The 17,785-nt window shown below is 54.7% G+C and carries 17 protein-coding genes; 6 read left to right on the forward strand and 11 right to left on the reverse strand.

The genetic code is table 11. The features are described 5' to 3' along the window. Positions 1-37 precede the first annotated feature (37 nt). Entirely contained in the window at positions 38-1,246 is a 1,209-nt protein-coding gene (locus QZ280_RS02150; RefSeq protein WP_293440656.1) for an ABC transporter substrate-binding protein, read from the reverse strand. Positions 1,247-1,282: 36 nt separating this feature from the next. Beyond that, a complete protein-coding gene (locus QZ280_RS02155) occupies positions 1,283-2,350 on the reverse strand; it encodes an aromatic ring-hydroxylating dioxygenase subunit alpha (RefSeq protein ID WP_293440658.1) in 1,068 nt (355 codons plus the stop codon). Between the two features lie 113 nt (positions 2,351-2,463). Here QZ280_RS02155 and QZ280_RS02160 point away from each other — a divergent pair, with 113 nt between their 5' ends. Next, positions 2,464-2,889: a MarR family transcriptional regulator gene (locus QZ280_RS02160; RefSeq protein WP_293440660.1), complete on the forward strand. Its 426-nt coding sequence runs from the start codon at positions 2,464-2,466 to the stop codon at positions 2,887-2,889. A gap of 26 nt (positions 2,890-2,915) precedes the next feature. Here QZ280_RS02160 and QZ280_RS02165 read toward each other — a convergent pair whose 3' ends face one another. From QZ280_RS02165 to QZ280_RS02190, 6 genes are read right to left on the reverse strand one after another with little or no spacing between them, the layout of a single operon-like run. After that, positions 2,916-3,500, reverse strand: a complete 585-nt coding sequence (locus QZ280_RS02165; protein WP_293440661.1) for an amino acid synthesis family protein — start codon at positions 3,498-3,500, stop codon at positions 2,916-2,918. Continuing rightward, complete coding sequence (locus QZ280_RS02170; protein WP_293440662.1) at positions 3,497-4,081, reverse strand: amino acid synthesis family protein; 585 nt, start codon at positions 4,079-4,081, stop codon at positions 3,497-3,499. The genes QZ280_RS02165 and QZ280_RS02170 overlap by 4 nt, the downstream gene beginning before the upstream one ends. Further along, the gene (locus tag QZ280_RS02175; RefSeq protein ID WP_365734067.1) at positions 4,074-4,907 is read right to left on the reverse strand and encodes a UPF0280 family protein; all 834 of its coding nucleotides are present in this window, start codon (positions 4,905-4,907) and stop codon (positions 4,074-4,076) included. Before QZ280_RS02175 ends, QZ280_RS02170 begins: the two co-directional genes overlap by 8 nt. Next, positions 4,904-6,385: a 6-hydroxynicotinate reductase gene (locus QZ280_RS02180; protein WP_293440663.1), complete on the reverse strand. Its 1,482-nt coding sequence runs from the start codon at positions 6,383-6,385 to the stop codon at positions 4,904-4,906. The genes QZ280_RS02175 and QZ280_RS02180 overlap by 4 nt, the downstream gene beginning before the upstream one ends. Next, positions 6,378-9,107 (reverse strand): molybdopterin cofactor-binding domain-containing protein, encoded by a 2,730-nt coding sequence (locus tag QZ280_RS02185; protein WP_293440664.1) that lies wholly within the window; start codon positions 9,105-9,107, stop codon positions 6,378-6,380. Before QZ280_RS02185 ends, QZ280_RS02180 begins: the two co-directional genes overlap by 8 nt. Next, positions 9,100-9,930, reverse strand: coding sequence for an FAD binding domain-containing protein (locus QZ280_RS02190; protein WP_293440665.1), 831 nt, complete (start codon positions 9,928-9,930; stop codon positions 9,100-9,102). Before QZ280_RS02190 ends, QZ280_RS02185 begins: the two co-directional genes overlap by 8 nt. A 129-nt stretch (positions 9,931-10,059) precedes the next feature. Between QZ280_RS02190 and QZ280_RS02195 the strand changes: the two genes are divergently transcribed. Both QZ280_RS02195 and QZ280_RS02200 read left to right on the forward strand, forming a co-directional pair. Further along, positions 10,060-11,232, forward strand: a complete 1,173-nt coding sequence (locus QZ280_RS02195; RefSeq protein WP_293440667.1) for an amidohydrolase family protein — start codon at positions 10,060-10,062, stop codon at positions 11,230-11,232. Between the two features lie 86 nt (positions 11,233-11,318). Next, positions 11,319-12,701 (forward strand): MATE family efflux transporter, encoded by a 1,383-nt coding sequence (locus QZ280_RS02200; RefSeq protein WP_293440669.1) that lies wholly within the window; start codon positions 11,319-11,321, stop codon positions 12,699-12,701. Positions 12,702-12,725: 24 nt separating this feature from the next. On the opposite strand, the gene QZ280_RS02205 is transcribed toward QZ280_RS02200, so the two are convergent. Both QZ280_RS02205 and QZ280_RS02210 read right to left on the reverse strand, forming a co-directional pair. Next, on the reverse strand, positions 12,726-13,253 hold the full coding sequence (locus QZ280_RS02205; RefSeq protein WP_293440670.1) for a hypothetical protein: 528 nt from the start codon (positions 13,251-13,253) through the stop codon (positions 12,726-12,728). Positions 13,254-13,275: 22 nt separating this feature from the next. After that, on the reverse strand, positions 13,276-14,001 hold the full coding sequence (locus QZ280_RS02210) for a 16S rRNA (uracil(1498)-N(3))-methyltransferase (RefSeq protein WP_293440671.1): 726 nt from the start codon (positions 13,999-14,001) through the stop codon (positions 13,276-13,278). 12 nt (positions 14,002-14,013) lie between these two features. On the opposite strand from QZ280_RS02210, the gene ubiA reads away from it, so the two are divergent. The 3 genes from ubiA to QZ280_RS02225 are packed head-to-tail and all read left to right on the forward strand — an operon-like array spanning position 14,014 to position 17,263. After that, complete coding sequence (gene ubiA / locus QZ280_RS02215; protein ID WP_293440672.1) at positions 14,014-14,979, forward strand: 4-hydroxybenzoate octaprenyltransferase; 966 nt, start codon at positions 14,014-14,016, stop codon at positions 14,977-14,979. Between the two features lie 57 nt (positions 14,980-15,036). Continuing rightward, on the forward strand, positions 15,037-16,947 hold the full coding sequence (locus QZ280_RS02220) for an OmpA family protein (protein WP_293440673.1): 1,911 nt from the start codon (positions 15,037-15,039) through the stop codon (positions 16,945-16,947). Then, the gene (locus QZ280_RS02225; protein ID WP_293440674.1) at positions 16,934-17,263 is read left to right on the forward strand and encodes a hypothetical protein; all 330 of its coding nucleotides are present in this window, start codon (positions 16,934-16,936) and stop codon (positions 17,261-17,263) included. Before QZ280_RS02220 ends, QZ280_RS02225 begins: the two co-directional genes overlap by 14 nt. A 77-nt stretch (positions 17,264-17,340) precedes the next feature. Here QZ280_RS02225 and QZ280_RS02230 read toward each other — a convergent pair whose 3' ends face one another. Next, entirely contained in the window at positions 17,341-17,784 is a 444-nt protein-coding gene (locus QZ280_RS02230; protein ID WP_293440676.1) for a molybdenum cofactor biosynthesis protein MoaE, read from the reverse strand. Between the last annotated feature and the right edge of the window lies 1 nt (position 17,785).

The following is a 17,785-nucleotide window of genomic DNA, read 5'->3' on the forward strand; positions in this document are numbered from 1 at the left end:
GGACCGTGTTGTGATTTTTCGACGAAAAATCGCGCCCTTAGTTGCCGGAGCCGCGCAGCTGCATGACTTCCTCATCTGGCAAGGTGTAATCAGCGCCATCCTTATAGACCCAGTTTTCCAACGTGCCTTTGCCATCTTTCAAAGCGATTGTGCCAACGTATGCACCCATCGTTGCTTGGTGATCTTGCGAGCGGAACTTAATGTCGCCTACGGGCGTGCTCACTGGCAAATCGGCAAACGCCGCGCGGATCGCTTCGCTATCCGTGGAGCCTGCCTTTTCCAACACAGCCACGATAGATTGCACCGTCATATAACCCACCAATGAACCAATACGCGGGTGATCGTCGTATTTCGCCATATACGCATCAACGAAAATTTTGCCCGATCCTTCGGTGATTTCGGACCAAGGATAGCCCGTCACAATCCAGCCCTCAGGTGCTTCATCACCAAGCGGGTCCATATATTCAGGTTCGCCAGATAAAAGGCCATAGACATTACGCCCTTCAAAGAGCCCACGTGTGCCGCCTTCGCGAACAAACTTCGCAAGATCACCACCAAAAGTCACGTTGTAGATTGCATCTGGCTTTGCTCGCTCAATCGCTTGCGCTTCTGCACCTGCGTCGATCTTGAACAACGCGGGCCACTGCTCTGCCACGAACTCCACTTCGGGCTTTAGCTTGGTCAAAGCTTTCTTAAACGCAGCGACCGCGTCTTTGCCGTACGCGTAGTTGGGCGCAATGGTTGCATAGCGAGTCGCATCAGTTTTCGCAGCTTCCTCGGCCAACATCGCTGCTTGCATATATGTGGAAGAGCGCAAACGGAACGTATAGTCATTGCCCTTAGACCAAGTGATTGCATCTGCAAGCGGCTCGGACGCAAGATAGACGTACTTCTTCTCCGCCGCGAGCGAGCTAATCGCCAAGCCCACGTTGGACAAGATCGTCCCCGTGAGCATCACAGCGCCTTCGCGCGTCATCAGCTCTTCGGCGATTTTCACCGCTTCGCCGGGCTTTCCTTGGTCATCGCGAAAGATGAATTCCAGCGGTTTGCCCATAACGCCACCAGCCGCGTTGACCTCTTCCAGCGCCATCTCAATGCCAAGTTTATAGGGCCCCGCAAAGGCCGCGAGACGCTTGTAGTGGTTGATCTCACCAATCTTGATCGTGTCCTCAGCAAGTGCCGGCAGACCGACGGCCGCAATCGCAGCTGCGCCTACAAGGCTTTTCAAAAATGTCTTTCTTTTCATGTCGTTCCCTCTCTGTTGGGTCCGACCATGACAGCGTTAATCGTGCTGCACAAAGGTCGGATGGATCGGCGCACCAAGATCTTCGGTCGCCTCAGCCTCCACAAGGTCGCGTATTCTTTTGCGATACACATTAGGTCCCTTGTCGATGGCAATTCTGATGGGTTTGCGCTTTTGCGGGCGCAGTTCTTCGATATGGATGGCCTCTAACACATCTTTGTCCTCGGCAAATGCGATGCGGAACATCTTGTCCATATTCGCAGAGGCGTCTTCGTCACCAACCGCCGTGTTGCGCAGGTGCATCCAGTGATCAATCGTGTAGTCCTCAGTCACGGGTGTCACAAAGTGCAGAGCAAAAATGCGCACGCCTTTGTCGCGCTGATCCTCTTCGAGCTGCGCCTCAACCGCGACACTCCCGAAATCAATTACAGCGGTGCTGGGAAGGTGCAAATAGTAGTAGTGCCAGCGATCCACGTTACCCATGAAATTACCGAAGTTCTGGAAAAACCCAACCGGTGCAGAATCTTTGATCCAACGCCACGCAACGATCTGATCCCCAGAGGTCGACACATGCACAGGAACGTTCTCAGAAGCCGCACTACCAAGCGTCGTGGGGTGAACAAAACTTACATGCGCGGGATCAACAAGGTTCTCAGCCACGTTCAGATAATTGGCTTTGAGATGGAGCCCGTCGCCGTGATGCGCGTGCCAATTCGGATCCCTGAACTCGGGCATATCAAACACAGGTGTGTCCGCGGCAAGCGCTGCTTCGCCGGGCCAAATCCAGACAATCCCATGCGCCTCATGAACGGGAAATGTCTCCACATAGGCAGACGCGGGCAAGTTATCTTGCCCCGGAACCCGCACGCATTTGCCGTCCGTTCCGAAAGTCATACCGTGATAGCCGCATTGCACCGTATCACCAATGCGCTTGCCCTTAGACAGCGGCAACAGACGATGTGGGCAGCGATCCTCCAGCGCAATAATCTGGCCGTCAGAGGAGCGAAACATCACCAAGTTTTGCTCTGTGATAGTAATCGCGCGCAAGTCTTCGCCGAAATCCTTGGACCAACCGGCCACGTACCACGCGTTGCGCACAAACGGCATATCTAGACTTCCCCTCAGGTCTTGGCAGACATCCCAAGTTGGCACCAAAAACTTGTTCGTTGTCAAACAAATTATGCGCGCTTATCGTTGCATTATCAGGATGAGGAATGTGAATGGCTCAGAACAAGGCGGAAAGTGCGTACAGGCTCGAGGACCAGATCGGCTTTCGACTGCGCTTGGCCAATCAAAAACACTTAGAGCTGTTTGCAGAACACATGCCCGAGGCGACCCCAACGCAATTCGCTATACTCGCGCGGCTCTATTTTGATGGATCTTTGTCTCAAAATCACCTTGGGCGGCGGGTTGGGATGGATGCGGCGACAACCAAAGGCGTCGTGGATCGGTTGCGCAGCAAAGGTTTGGTACAAAGCACGCCTTCAAAGACGGATTTGCGGCGGTTAGAGATTTCGCTGACAGAGCAAGGGCGCGCCTTTGCGAAAAGTGCCATCGAGCGCGCCCAATTGATTTCGCAGCAAACCACAAAAAACCTAAGTGCGCGCGAGACTGAGCGCCTTTTAGCGCTGCTCGACAAACTCTGAGAGAGTGATTTTCTTATAAAAAGGTATCACCGCAGCCCGTCTTTACCAATCGCATCGCTATGCGTAAGACCGCCAACACGGGGCAGTGGACGTCCACTATCTGTCACCGCAATAGCCACTAAAATCTCATTCGCACGCGGCGCATCATTCAAACGCACTTCGACGCCATCGAAGTGGGAACGCACATAGGCGGCATCTTTATGGCCCAGCGGCACATCCAAGTCCTGCCCTGGTCCGCCCATTTTCTTTGAAGACGGCACCAAGGCCGCACCTTTTTCTACTTCATTGCGTAACGGGGCACCCATTTTCGGGTGCAGTAACGCCGCCGCGTGTTCTAACTCGCCGTTATCACCAACCATCGCAGCTTTGCCGTAGCTTTCCGCTTGATCCGGTGTGATGCCCAGCGCTTTGACACACCGTTTTCCCAACGTTTCACCAAGCTCTGCGCCAATCTCCATCAAAGGCGAAAGATCCTCAACGTATTCCCCCGCAAACGGGTTCGCGATAACTGCGACAGCTACCGCTTTGCGAGTCGCGGGCGCGACGGCACGCCCTGCTTCTTGGTGTGTTTCCTCGACCCAAACGGCGATCTTGCGAATATCTGCACTCATCGTAGACCATCCTCCCCTTTAATATCTTTAGCAGCGAGACCCCCTGCGCGGTCATGTACGCGTGCACCCGTGCTCATCACCAAAACAAAGGCCAATTCATTGGCACGCGGCGCGTCGTTCATTCCAACTTCCATGGCATCGAAATGCCCACGCACGTAGGAGGCATTGATATGCGTGATCGGCACATCAAGACGCACGCCCGCAGCACCCACTTTCTTCGTGGAGGGCACAATCGCCTTCGCATCACCCAAAAGCTCACGCATCGCATAGCCCCCAGGCGCATGCCAAAGCGCACCATGTTCCAACTCGCCCGCGGTGCCGATGATAGAGCCTTTACCATACCCTTCGATCACAGACGCATCACCACCCAGCGCATCAATCAACTTTTGCGCCATCTCAAGGCCAAGCGGCTTCAGATCCTCCATAAAGGGTTGAATATCTTCGACATATTCTCCTGCATAGGGATTGGCGATCACCGCAACAACAGCGCCGCGTTTTTGCGGAGTATTGGCGCGCGGACCGCCTTCGTGAAAGACTTCTTCAATGACCGTTGCGATCTTGCGCACGACGACGTCAGGCATGTTCCAGCACCTTTTCTGAGTTCAACTCTATTTGTCTACTTTGCCCGCGCAAATGCAAGCTTGCCGCTTGGATAAGACCTTGGCTTTGCATGTGTCGCGCGCGTTGGACGCCATTTTGCAAAGCCCGATCGATCTCTTGCACATTCAATTCTCCAACGCTCACAACAACTTCGCGGGATCCAAGATCTGCATCCTCTCGAATATCCTGCGCGGATACGCGACGTATTGACCGATGGTTCGAAAGATCGACAGCGCCAGCGATCAAAGTGGCCGCCACATCCGCCACGCTTGCGGTTTCAGCCAAAACCGTCACGCTCTCCGCAATCCCAAACGAAAGACTTCGTCCTCCCTGCCCGCTTGTCGCGATGCCGCGCACTTTGCTTTGCGCATCGAGGGTAATCTTGCCAAGCGCCGCGCCACCAAGGCCTGCCATCGCAACGTTAAACGTAGCATCACCAGACAGATGCAGCGCAATGTCGCCACCGTTATTCACATAAGCGCGCTTTACATCGGCAGTATGTAGCATTGCGTCTAAAACCGTCTCCGCGACCGCGCCAGCGACACCTGCCATAGGCGTCACAAAGCCTTCATGCGCTTGCGCCGCCTCCCACATCTTGCGCGCAACCGCCCCTTTCGGCGCTGGCCCATCGCACAACCGCAAAAGATCAATCTCGTTCATCAGCTCTGCCAACACAGTGTTCAAACGAGTTTCTGCCCCATCAAAAGCAATATCGCGTGCGCCATCTACACCAATCACCAGATCAATCGGCCCGTGCTGCAAATGCAGACGACCCCTTGATAGCAAAGCACCTTGCACCTGCATCATCCGCGCCCTTCGCGCTTGTTGCGTTGCGCTTGATGGGGGTCGGGTTGCGTTGCGACTGGCTCAACTTTACGCACCTCAGACGTAAGCACTGAGCTTACATCTTTGATGTGCTCCATATGCCCTCCCAACGCGTCGTAATCTTCGCGCCGCATGGTAAATTCGATTGGAGCGACCAAGGCAGGTGTCGGCACATAACCGAAGGAGTTCGTCGGCATTTCCATGACATCCACCATCACAGTGATCCCGCCTCCTGGCCAAACATAGGCCTCTGCGCCGCCGCATGACACATAGGTCAACGCATCCTTCACAGATCGCGTCAGACGTACAGGGTTTTCCGTGACCCCCGCGCGCAAAGACCCCCCTGCACCACCCATAAAGAGCACGGAACACAAGGAAGGCTCACAGTTTTCCGCAATCCGATCCGCGCTGATGCGAAGCGTCTCAGAAATTTCGGCAGGCTGGGGCACGAGATCCTCATCCAGCTCGTAATAGGCCCATTGCTCCCCTGTAGTGGAGACCATTAAAAGGCGTAGTCCCGCCCAAGCCTTTTTTGCATCCGCAGGTTTCAGAATGGTCAGCGGATCTTCCACATCTGTGCCACCCCACCCTGTGCCCGGCTCGGCAACTTGAAAATACCGGCCGGGGGTAGAGCGACGCCCTTGGATCTTGATGCCGGAGGGACGCATATCAAGTTGCTTGCCTGCTTCATGTTCCGTCAACACGCCAGTGATGTGATCATCGACAACGATCACTTCGTCCACATGTGGCTCCCATTGTTTGGCGAACATCCCAATTGCGGCGGATCCACAGCCAACGCGCATCAGTTTTTCACGCACATCGTTGATGATCGGCGCGTGGCCCGCCTGCACGACGACCTCCGCGCCGTCATCAACTTGCAGCGTCACCGCTTCGCGATTGCATAGGTTCATCAGCGCATCACAGGTCACACGTCCTTCCGCTTTGGTGCTCCCTGTGAGGTGTTCAACTCCACCAAGCGACAGCATTTTGGAGCCATATTCAGACGTCATCACATGGCCAATCGCCTCGCCTTTGACCCGAACAACCGCGCGTTCATGGCCGATGAAGCGATCCGTATCGATTTTCACTTTCACGCCGCAGTAGGAATAGATTCCTTCGGTTACAACCGTCACCATGTCCGCGCCATCGACCTCTTGGCTGACGATAAAGGGCGCAGGTTTATAATCTGGATAGGTTGTGCCCGCGCCGACAGCCGTCACAAACGTGCGCTTGCCTTGAAGGATGTCACCATCCCAATCCTGCGCGTTCTCCCCTTGATCAAGAAAAGCCACCGCAGGCGCGCCACGCTCGATCACTGTTAAAGGATCGAGGCGCACCAATTCACCTGCATGATTTGCATAGCGATCACAGGCCCCAGCTTTTCCTTCGGCGATGAAACACATCACGGGGCAAGCATCACAGCGGATTTTCTCGGGTTTCACGCGTGCCGTTTCAATCATACCCAGCCTCCTTCAAAGCAGCGCGCACGCGGTGCGGCAATGCGGGAACATGGCGCAAGCGCACCCCTGTTGCATTGTGCACGGCGTTCAATATGGCCGGTGCTGTCGGAATTAAAGCGTGCTCCCCTAGACCTTTGGCACCGAAGGGGCCATGCGCGTCCGGCTCTTCGACAATCAACGTCTCAATCGGGGGAACATCGCCAATCGTCGGGATCAGATAGTCATGCAAATTGTCAGTGCGACCCGGGATAAATTCTTCCATCAACGCCATGCCAAGCCCTTGCGCAACACCGCCTTGAACCTGTCCTTCAACAAGCAACGGATTGATCGCTTGGCCCACATCATGCGCAGCCACGATTTTGATGGGGTTGATCGTGCCAAGCTTGGTATTCACTTCGACCACCGCGAGATGCGCGGCATAGCCAAACTGCGCATAAGGCACGCCTTGGCCATTCTCATCGAGCGGTTCTGTAGGCGGATCATAACTCGCTACTGCGCGCATCACATAACCGTCCTCGCCCACATCCATGCGGGACAGTTCAATCCTGTGCGAACCGCTCATTTCGATGCTGCCATCCCCCAGCACAATCTGGGCATCCTCAGCTGCGTTCACCAAAGTCAGTACTTGGCGACGCAGACTTTCACCTGACAGTTTCGCTGCATTGCCAGTGACAAACGTCTGGCGCGAGGCGGATGTTTTGCCAGCATCGGGAGTGATGTCAGTATCTGCCCCGACTAACGCGACTTGATCCACCGCAACGCCAAACGCTTGCGCAAAGATCTGTGAAATCACTGTATTGGAGCCTTGGCCGATATCAACCGCACCCTGATGCAAGACCAACGTGCCATCTGCGCGTAGTCCGCATTTGATCGTCGACGGGTTCGCCATGGAGGTATTCCCGCAGCCATACCAGCCCGCCGCGATCCCCACGCCGCGCTTTAGATAAGTGCTTCTTGCGTTAAACTGAGCACACGCTGCTTTGCCGCTTTCCCAAGCAGGGCGCAGCGCTTCAAGGCAGGCCTTTACGCCAACCCCTTGTTCGAACACTTGGCCAGACACCGTTGGCACACCGTTATCAAGCGCGTTTAGTATGCGGAACTCTAGCGCATCCATGCCGACGGCTGCGGCAAGTTCCTCGAACAGGCTCTCTTGTGCGATGGCCGATTGGGGGACCCCAAAACCACGAAATGCGCCTGAGGGCGGGCAATGGGTGTAAATTCCTTTCGACTGGGCGCGATAGTTGGGTATCCTGTAGGGGCCTGAAGCATGCAGCGGTACGCGATTGGCAACTGTCGGACCCCAGCTGGCATAAGCACCCGTGTTGAAATCCCCAACAAAACGCAAACCCGTCAGCGTGCCATCATGGCGCACTCCGCCTTTGATCTCCATCCGCCCGGGATGGCGTTTGGTTGACGTCTCCATGCTCTCCACACGCGAATAACACATCCGCACGGGACGCCCCGTCACCATTGCACCAAGGCAAACATAGGGATGTACTGTCAGATCCAGCTTGGAGCCAAAGCCACCGCCAACAGCGGTAGGAACGATGCGGATATCCTCTTCGTCGAGAGCAAGAATGTTGGCGAGCGCCTCTTGGTTCATCACAGGGCTTTGGGTGCAGATATGTAGGTGCAGACGGCCCTCAACCCTTTCCGCATAACCTGCTTCGGGTTCGATATAGGCGTGCTCGACAAAGGATGTCTCAAAGCTCCCACTCAAAACGATATCCGCCTCAGCAAGCCCCGCATCCACATCACCATGGGCAACGAAACCACCGCACATAACGTTGTTCTCATGGCCCGTGTGAAGCTGCGGCGCTTCATTCGCTTGCGCCTCTATGACGTCTTGGACAGCAGATAATTGCGTCCATGTCACTGGAAAATCACCGATCCTGTACGCCGCAATCGTATCCGCCTCCCCTATTACCACGGCCACGGCTTCGCCTTCGAAACGCGTCTGGGTTTCGGCAAAGACAGGTTGGTCAATGAAGCCTGGAATTGTACCGAATAAGTTGTCGCCAGGGATATCTTTTGCGCTTAGGACCGCTTCGATCCCGTCAATCTTGCGCACAACTCCGAGATCACCAAACTCAAACGTTGCGTGCGGATAAGGTGAACGGACCACAAGCGCCACCAAAGCCCCTTCTGGCGCAACATCATCGCCAAAACGCTCTGATCCATCGACCTTGGTTTGTCCGTCGATACGCGCGATGCTTTCACCGACAGCCCCCCTAACGCCAACCTCAGGAATACCAGCACCAACCGCAACAACCGCATCAATAATTTTACGATACCCCGTGCAGCGACACAACACGCCACCCAAAGCATCTTGAACCTGTGCGACGTTGGGGCTGGGCACGTCTCGCAACAAGGCCGCAGCGCTGACAATCATACCCGGCGTACAAATCCCGCATTGCGCAGCTTGGTGCGCAGTGAAGCTCTGTTGCAAACGCCCGAGAGTATCCGGTGCCACGCCGCGCAGTGTTTGGACATCGCGGCCCTTGGCTTGAGCCGTCGACGTCAGGCAGGCACATACAGGCAACCCATCAATCAAAACCGTGCAGGCCCCACAATCGCCCGCGTTACAGCCAACTTTGACGTCTTTAGCGTTTAACTCTTCACGCAAAACCGCGCTCAGCCGCGCGCTGCCATGTGCCGCACTTTGAACGGCCTCACCGTTCAAAGTAAATCCGATCAGCTCACCCTCGCTTCGCTTATCCATGGCTTGCCTCCCGCAGGGCTTGCGCGATTAAAGTGGCAACTACATCGACGCGATACTCTTTAGATCCGCGCACGTCATCGATAGGCGCTAAGGCAGAAAGATCCGCCTCCGCAAGTATCGCGTCGGTTTGCGTGAATGTTTGATTTTCCAAAGCTGCCTCGAGTGCTGAGAGTCTCTTTGCCACAGGCGAGCAAGATCCAACAGCAATCCGTACATCACTCAAGACGCCGTCGCGCAACGCGAATGCCACCGCAACCATAGCGATGGAAATTACCAAATATTTGCGCGCGCCCAATTTCACGAAAGCACTTTTGAGTGCTGCCGAAGTTTCTGGGACTATCACTGCAGTCACCATTTCGCCCTGATCCAAAGCCACGTGCCGCACGCCAGTAATGAAGGAGTCCAAAGGCACAACGCGGCACCCTTCCGTGCTGCAAATTTCAACTGACGCATTGAGCGCAAGCAAAGGCGGCACTCCATCCGCGGCAGGGGACGCGTTGCAGAGGTTTCCCGCAATCGTTCCTGCATTTTGGATTTGCACTGAGCCAACGTCCCGCGCAGCAGCTTTCAACCCATCGAAAGCTGTGGGCAAGTTGGTTGCGATCACATCGCTCCATGTGCTGGCCGCGCCGATGCGCCAGCCGTCTTTGGTTTTCAAAATGCCGCGCAGAGCCGTAATCCGCGTCACGTCCAGAATATCGCACTCGATCGGACGTTCGCCCTGAGCCGGATACCAATCCGTACCGCCCGCAATAATGCTGAGTTCGCTCGCGTCCAAAGCGGCAAGCGCATCGTCTAGTGACATAGGTGTTAGATATTCCAAAACAGCCCTCAAAACTTGTTTGTATACGAATAGAATATTGCAACGAGGATTCTGTCAAATCCTTTCCTGCCCCCTCTTGATCGAAGCACCGCATCTGTTAGCGTTCAAATGAACTCGAAAGGAACAATCATGTCAGATGCCCCACAGAAACTTGTCATTCGCAACATCGGCCTGATGCTATCGGGCAAGATGGAAGCGCCCATCTACGAGGCTGATTGCATCATCGCCTACGCTAGCAAAATTGCGGAGTGGGGTCGCGAGGCCGACATGAACCTAGAGGGCGCAAACACGGTGATCGACGCGAATGGCGTCACGCTGGCACCGGGTTTGATCGATAGCCATATCCACCCTGTGATTGGCGATTACACCCCACGCCAACAGCAGCTCCACTGGATCGACAGCACGCTGCACGGCGGCGTTACGACACTAATTTCAGCGGGCGAAGTTCATATGCCTGGGCGTCCCAAGGACGTTGTCGGCCTAAAAGCCATGGCCATCGCAGCGCAGCGTTGGTACGAAAACTTTCGCCCTTCCGGCATGAAAGTCCACGCAGGCGCGCCGGTGATTGAGCATGGGATGGTCGAGCAAGATTTTAAAGACCTCGCAGATGCGGGCGTAACCTTGCTGGGCGAAGTCGGCCTTGGTACCGTTAAAGACGGTAAAACCGCGCAACAAATGGTCGGCTGGGCGCGTAAATACGGCATACAAAGTACGATCCACACAGGCGGGCCGTCGATTCCCGGCTCTGGTTTAATCGATGCGGATATGGTGATGGAAACCGGTACGGATGTTATTGGACATATCAATGGGGGGCATTCTGCCCTACCCGACGATCAGATCATTTGCCTCTGCGAAAGCTGCAAAGCGGCGTTTGAGATTGTGCATAACGGAAATGAACGCGCCGCGGTTTTGACTGTGAACACGGCGCGTGAGTTGGGTAAACTGGATCAAGTGATCCTCGGCACGGACGGTCCCGCAGGCTCCGGTGTGCAACCGCTCGGAATTTTACGGATGATCGCCATGCTATCGGCCTTTGGCAATGTTCCTGCCGAAATCGCCTTTTGCTTCGGCAATGGCAACACATCACGACAACGCAACCTCGATACCGGCCTTATAGAAAAAGGAATGTGCGCGGACTTTGTGCTGATGGATCAGGCACAGCACGCACCCGGTAAGAATATTCTGGAAAGCGTTCAACTTGGAAACCTCCCCGGTGTTGGCATGACTGTGATCGACGGTGTCGTCTGTTCTGGGCGTAGCAGAAACACGCCTCCCGCTTATCGTTTGCCGCAGGTTGTCTAGCGCTTCTTCGCGTAAAAGTTTTACAGAGCACACATTCTTGCATAGTGCGGACTTAGAGGAACACGTAACCTACTAGGACCGGACACATGGCAGCAGCGCGCGACTACGATCTGACAACCGGCTCTATCGCGGGGCATTTCCGCAGGCTCGCTATTCCGGCAGCATTGGGCATGTTGTTCACCACGCTCTACAACGTTGTTGACGTCTATTTTGCTGGCCAGATCGGCACCGACGCGCAGGCAGGTCTCGCGATCGGCTTCCAAGCATTCTTTGTGCTGGTTGCAGTGGCGTTTGGCCTGTCATCTGCGATGTCTGCTTTGGTTGGCAACGCGCGCGGCGCGAAAGATGATCGCATGGCGCGCCGTCTCGCTGTGCAAGGCCTAGCGTTCGCAACAATTGCAACGATTGTGCTCATAATCTTCGCGGTTTGGTTCGGACCCCGCGCGATTGCGCTGATCTCAGAGCCCGGCGCATATCGCGATGCGGCTACGGGATATTTCTACTGGCTGATCGCCGCCCTGCCCGGTTTCATCCTTGCATTTTCCGCCAATGGTATTTTGCAAGCGCACGGTGATAGCGTGACGCTACAGCGTGGTCAGATGGTCGCCTTTCTCGCCAATATTGGGCTTAATCCACTATTTATTTATGGCATTCCAGGGGTGATCGGCGGCCTTGGGTTCAATGGAATCGCGCTGGCTACAATACTAAGTCAAACAGGTGTGATGATCTGGATCCTTTGGACCATCTCGCGTTTGCAAATCATGGAAGGCGTCGAGCTGCGCCATGTGCGGTTAGAGCGTTCAATTGTGAAAGATATCCTTGCGCAGATGCTACCCACGACGACTGCGATGATGGTGATGTTTGTCTCTGGCTTTGTGGTGCAATACGCACTGAAAGGGTTTGGCGAGGAGGTGATTGCTGCCTATGGTATTGCCTTGAGGATTGAGCAGATTTTACTTTTGCCAGTGCTTGGGATGACGGGTGCTTTACTGCCCATTGCGGCCCAAAACTACGGCGCGCAAGATTACGCAAGAGTCCGCGAAGCGGTCTGGTTTTGCTGGAAACTTGGATTTCTGATGACCGCCCTCGCGGCCCCTGTTCTTTGGTTTGGCGGTGCATTCGCGATAGGGTTGTTCACCAACGATGCCCGCGTCATTCCAATTGGCCAAAGTTACCTGCGTGTCGATGGGTTCCTGTTCCCTCTTTACATGATGCTGTTCGCGATCAATTCAATGCTGCAAGCACTCAAAAAACCCGTCTACACGTTGTGGATCAGCCTATATAGACAAGGCTTTGGCGTGGCGTTCTTTGTCTGGCTTTTGGTCGGAGTGATTGGCATGGATGTGTGGGGCGTTTGGCTGGGCATTGGCGCGGCCGTGAGTTCAGGTTGGGCGATTGCACTTTGGATTGCCGTACGCATTTCAAAAGAAAAAATCGGCGGGCTGCGCGTTGCAAGTGTAGTTGATTGAGCGAAGTGGCCGAGAGGGTGTTTTTTAGTGAAACGTGTTGATGATCGCCTGCACGTCCTCCCTGCGCCAAACCACTTGAAGTTGCGGCTTTGCGGCTTGTTTCACGCGCAATAGATGCTCTGTCTTCAGCCCGACCAAACCAGAAAACGCATCAAAAAGCGCATCTGCGCCTTCCGCGCTGACCGGTATTTGGAGCGTCGATCCTTGATCCGGCACCAGTAACCAATGCGCCGGCTTATGACGCCCATCAAGACTAAGAGCGGCGAGTTCCGAAATCGCAACAGCGCCGCCATTCAAAGGCCCGTAATAAGTAACTTGCCCCTCGATTAGTTGCACGACGCCCTGCCCACCACCAAGCCCGCGAAAGCGTCCGCGTTGGATACCTGCAAGGATCATGATCACAGCCAAGGCTAGCAGGATGAACGCAAGCGCTTGCATTATTCCAAAGGCGCTTAGCGCCCAAAAACTAGCCACACTTGAAAACACGACGCCCGCAATCACTTCGCGCCAACGCCACATTACGGCCCGTGCTTCAGGGCGTATGAAACTCATCGCAAACCTCTAAAACCAAGTGTCATTGTGCCCAGTCTCCCAATGCCGATTGCCACAACGTCAGTGCTGCCACCGCCGCAGTATCCGCGCGCAAAATACGCGGGCCCAGACTAACAACATGCGCCTGTGGATGCGCATGTAACCGCGCGCGCTCAGTTGGGGAAAAACCGCCTTCTGGGCCAATTAAAATCGCCCATGCCCCAGCTTTCGCAGCGGCGAGAGAACTCGCGACGCCCAACTCCGTCTCATCGCAGAACATGATTTGGCGGTCTTCTGGCCAATGATCCAAGAGCGCGCTCAGTTTTTTTAACGCGCAGACCTCAGGCACGAATGTACCGCCGCATTGCTCGCTCGCTTCTACAGCGTGGGCCTGCAAGCGTTCTCGTTTGATGCGCTCGGAATTGGTGAAATCAGTTTGCACAGGACAAATTTTTGCAACCCCCATTTCAGCCGCTTTTTCAACAATGAAATCCGTGCGCGTCTTTTTGATGGGCGCAAAGCAGAGCCATAGATCAGGGGGCATCTGCAGCGGCTTGGTTTGTACCGTGCAGCGCAGCACACCTTTGCGCTTGCCCGCTTGGAGTATCTCGCCGCGCCATTCACCGTCTTTTCCATTAAACAGTGACACCGCGCCACCAACGGCAAGGCGCATCACCCCGAAAAGATAATGCGCTTGGGCTTGTGACACCGAAACGCAGTTTCCCTCAGCTAAGGGCTGGTCTACAAAAAGGCGAGTTTTAGCTGTCATGGAACCCTACATATGCAAGGTGCCTCACAAGAACCAGAGGGTGATGTTACGATTGCGGATGCAGTCAAAGACAATTGGGTGGATACTACCGCGCCGAACTGGCTGCGTCCCTACCTGCGCCTCAGCCGTTTTGATCGCTCGATAGGCACTTGGTTGCTGCTTTTGCCCTGTTGGTGGGCGTTGATGCTGGCAATGCTTTGGTCTGGAAACGCCTGTTGGTTTGACGCGTGGATCTTCATAGGTTGCGCGATTGGCGCAACCTTGATGCGTGGTGCGGGCTGTACGTGGAATGACATCACAGATCGCAACTATGACGGTGCGGTCGAGCGAACGCGTAATCGTCCCATTCCATCGGGACAAGTCACAGTGCGCCAAGCGTTGATCTGGATGGCGCTGCAAACCATTATTTCGCTTGGGGTTTTGCTGACCTTCAATTGGGCTGCGATCGGCCTTGGCGTTTTGTCGCTATTGCCCGTGCTTGTCTATCCCTTCGCCAAACGCTTCACTTGGTGGCCACAAGTCTTCTTGGGCCTCGCGTTCAATTGGGGTGCGTTGCTCGCGTGGACCGCACATAGCGGATCACTAGGTTGGCCCGCTCTCACTCTATATGCTGCTGGCATCGCCTGGACGCTGTTTTATGACACGATCTATGCGCATCAGGACACTGAAGATGATGCGCTGATTGGCATCAAAAGCACCGCGCGTTTGTTTGGCGCCGCGACGCCGCAGTGGCTTCTGTACTTCCTTATCGCAAGCCTTACCCTGTTTTGCTTCGCCGTTGTGCAAAGTGTTGCAGCTCACTCACCCTTTGCGCTGATCTTGACGCTTTGTGGGACCTGGGCCTTTGGATGGCATCTGCATTGGCAATTGCGCCATTTCAATCCGACAGATCAAAAAGGATTGATCACACTTTTCCGTTCGAACCGCGACGCAGGGCTTTTACCTGTGCTGTTTTTCGCCATCGCGTTAATGCTTTGATTGAAACCTGAAGCCGCAGCGCGTATCACCCAATTGGATTGAATAGTCTGGAAGCCAATGCGTTTGTCCTCATACATCACTGTTGCGGCTACATTTATTGGGGCCGGCGCGATCTGTTTGGTCGCAGCAGGCTTCGCAGTCACAGTCATCGAGGACACTTCAAGAACCGCTGTTTTGCGCGAATTGGACATCCAAAGCCTGACCTGGGCGGATGCCGACACCAATGGTTTGCAGGTATTCTTGATTGGAACCGCACCCAACGAAGCGGAGCGTTTCAAAGCTGTCAGCACCGCTGGCAGCATTGTGGACGCAGCACGGGTAATTGATCAGACTGAAGTCGCAGATCGCGAAGCCTTTGCGCCGCCACGTTTCTCAATCGAAATCCTGCGCAACGACAGTGGCATTTCTTTGATCGGCCTCATCCCCAAGACTGACTCAAGCGAGACAATGCGCGAAGATGTGGCAAAGCTTGTCCCGAACGAGCAAGTTAGTGATCTGCTTGAAAGCGCAAAATACCCTACCCCAGAAGGCTGGGCAGCTGCGATGGAATTGGGGATGAAAGCGCTCCGATTGCTTCCGCGCTCCAAGATTTCTATTGATGCGGGCAACGTGTCTGTCACCGCGATGTCTGACAGCGAAGCGGAAAAACGCAGGTTTGAGCAGGCATTGATCCGCTCGGCATCATCGCAGGTCAACCTTGCGATCAACATTTTCGCACCGCGCCCGGTGATTAGCCCGTTTACGTTACGCTTTATTATCGCCGCGGATGGTACACGTTTTGACGCATGTAGTGCGGATACCAAAGTCGCGCGTGACACCATTCTTGCAGCTGCACGCCGCGCTGGAATGAGCGCTGAACCTGATTGCCGTTTGGGACTTGGCGTTCCCTCAAGGCAATGGTCGCGTGCTGCGGCGCTATCGATCGACAAACTCAGCGAACTCGGTGGTGGGACCGTGACATTCGCAGATGCAGACATCACACTTGTCGCAGATGAAGGTACGGATCAGTCACTATTTGATCGTGTTGTGGGCGAATTGGAAACAGGTTTGCCCGAGGTTTTCGCGCTTGAATCTGTGCTTCCCGTCATACCAGAAGCAAGCCAAGGCCCACCCGAGTTCATCGCAACACTTAGTCCAGAGGGCCAAGTACAATTGCGCGGGCGCGTAAACTCGGAACTGGCCCGCGACACAGCAGATAGCTACGCGAAAGCGCGGTTTGGATCTGGCAAAGTGTATACAGCGTCACGCATAGACGATTCCCTGCCACGCGATTGGTCAGTTCGCGCGCTGACCGCAATTGAAACGCTTTCAATGCTTAAAAATGGGTCTGTCACAGTAACGCCTGAGAAAGTGCGCGTGTTCGGCGATACAGGAGTCCCCAGCGCAAAGTCGGACATCACGCGGTTGCTTGTGGAGAAGCTTGGCGATTCCAAAGATCTCTCAATCGAGGTGACGTATAAGAAAAAGCTGGATCCAGTTCTTGGCCTGCCCACGGCGGACGAATGTGAAGTGCAAGTCAGAGAAATCCAATCTGGCCGCAAAATCGCTTTCGAACCCGGCTCCGGCAATCTTGATGCCTCTGCTGAAAATATTCTTGATGATATGGCGGAAATCTTGATCAAGTGCCCAGACGATATGCGCATGGAAATCAGCGGATATACGGACAGCCAAGGTCGCGAAGTGATGAACCAAGAGCTGAGCCAAACACGTGCGCAAGCCATCCTGAATGCGCTACGCAAGCGTCGCATTCTGACGTCGCGTTATGTCGCGAAGGGCTATGGCGAAGAGAACCCTATTGGCGACAACGGCACAGAAGCTGGACGCGAAGCAAATCGTCGTATTGAATTCAAACTTATTCGACCAGAGCCATCCGAAGAAGTGATAACAACGCTTGAAGCAGCCGCGGAAACTGCGCAAGACGCTGCAGAGCAGGCAAGCGAAGAAGGGACAACCGATGAGCAGAACTGAGTTCATCTTCGCGACAGCGATAATTTTATTCGTCGCATTTTGTATGGGATGGTTCGCCAACTGGCTCATCCATCGTTTCACGCGCGTGTCCAAATCCGACGTGGGTGAGTTGGAGCGCATGGCGCAAGAGCTGCATGAGGCCGAAGAGAGCCGCAATCAGGCGATTACCTATCTTCAACAACGCGAAGCAGAATTGACCAGCCAGATTTCGCAGACGGAAGCCGAATTGAACGCCGCAATGGAAGGTCTCCGCGATGCGCGCCATGAAGCGGAAGAATTGCGCGCCTATATCGAGCGGGTGCATCCAACGCAGTGACGGTTGGGCGCTGCCCACGTCTCAGCAAGCTGCGCCTGCCCCGAGGTATTTTACGACCAGAGAAGCGTTAGGTTGATCTATTCCCAACGGGTGAGCGCGTTTTCATCTTCTTGCTTTGAACTGACCCAATCCTGCGCCGCACCGGTTTGTTCTTTCTTCCAGAAAGGTGCGCGCGATTTGAGGAAATCCATCAGAAAATCAGCGGCTTCAAACGCAACTTTTCTATGTTTGGACGCTGTGGCGACCATCATGATGACGTCTTCGGGTTTAAGTGCGCCGAAACGGTGGATCACCAGCACATCACCGAGGTTCCAACGTCCCATCGCGTCGCTTGCGATCTTTTCCAAAGCACGTTCGGTCATGCCTGGATAGTGCTCGATATCCATTTGTTTCAGACCCGCGTCCAGATCGCGCACGATCCCTGTAAAACTAACAACTGCACCCATACTGGATTGCGCTTTTGTGAAGTCGTTTAGCTCAGCACCCGCATCAAACGCAGCTTCTTGGACAAGGATCTTCACG

The sequence above is a fragment of the Planktotalea sp. genome (assembly GCF_018607995.1).
In the GTDB taxonomy this organism is placed as follows: Bacteria; Pseudomonadota; Alphaproteobacteria; order Rhodobacterales; family Rhodobacteraceae; genus Planktotalea.

Bases quoted from the DNA above. Each gene is read 5' to 3' on its own strand.
- QZ280_RS02165 (WP_293440661.1), bottom strand. From the start codon at position 3,500: ATGAGTGCAGATATTCGCAAGATCGCCGTTTGGGTCGAGGAAACACAC.
- QZ280_RS02180 (WP_293440663.1), bottom strand. From the start codon at position 6,385: ATGATTGAAACGGCACGCGTGAAACCCGAGAAAATCCGCTGTGATGCT.
- QZ280_RS02200 (WP_293440669.1), top strand. From the start codon at position 11,319: ATGGCAGCAGCGCGCGACTACGATCTGACAACCGGCTCTATCGCGGGG.
- QZ280_RS02170 (WP_293440662.1), bottom strand. From the start codon at position 4,081: ATGCCTGACGTCGTCGTGCGCAAGATCGCAACGGTCATTGAAGAAGTC.
- QZ280_RS02160 (WP_293440660.1), top strand. From the start codon at position 2,464: ATGGCTCAGAACAAGGCGGAAAGTGCGTACAGGCTCGAGGACCAGATC.
- QZ280_RS02210 (WP_293440671.1), bottom strand. From the start codon at position 14,001: ATGACAGCTAAAACTCGCCTTTTTGTAGACCAGCCCTTAGCTGAGGGA.
- QZ280_RS02205 (WP_293440670.1), bottom strand. From the start codon at position 13,253: ATGAGTTTCATACGCCCTGAAGCACGGGCCGTAATGTGGCGTTGGCGC.
- QZ280_RS02220 (WP_293440673.1), top strand. From the start codon at position 15,037: ATGCGTTTGTCCTCATACATCACTGTTGCGGCTACATTTATTGGGGCC.
- QZ280_RS02150 (WP_293440656.1), bottom strand. From the start codon at position 1,246: ATGAAAAGAAAGACATTTTTGAAAAGCCTTGTAGGCGCAGCTGCGATT.
- QZ280_RS02195 (WP_293440667.1), top strand. From the start codon at position 10,060: ATGTCAGATGCCCCACAGAAACTTGTCATTCGCAACATCGGCCTGATG.
- QZ280_RS02175 (WP_365734067.1), bottom strand. From the start codon at position 4,907: ATGATGCAGGTGCAAGGTGCTTTGCTATCAAGGGGTCGTCTGCATTTG.
- QZ280_RS02185 (WP_293440664.1), bottom strand. From the start codon at position 9,107: ATGGATAAGCGAAGCGAGGGTGAGCTGATCGGATTTACTTTGAACGGT.
- QZ280_RS02225 (WP_293440674.1), top strand. From the start codon at position 16,934: ATGAGCAGAACTGAGTTCATCTTCGCGACAGCGATAATTTTATTCGTC.
- QZ280_RS02155 (WP_293440658.1), bottom strand. From the start codon at position 2,350: ATGCCGTTTGTGCGCAACGCGTGGTACGTGGCCGGTTGGTCCAAGGAT.
- ubiA (WP_293440672.1), top strand. From the start codon at position 14,014: ATGCAAGGTGCCTCACAAGAACCAGAGGGTGATGTTACGATTGCGGAT.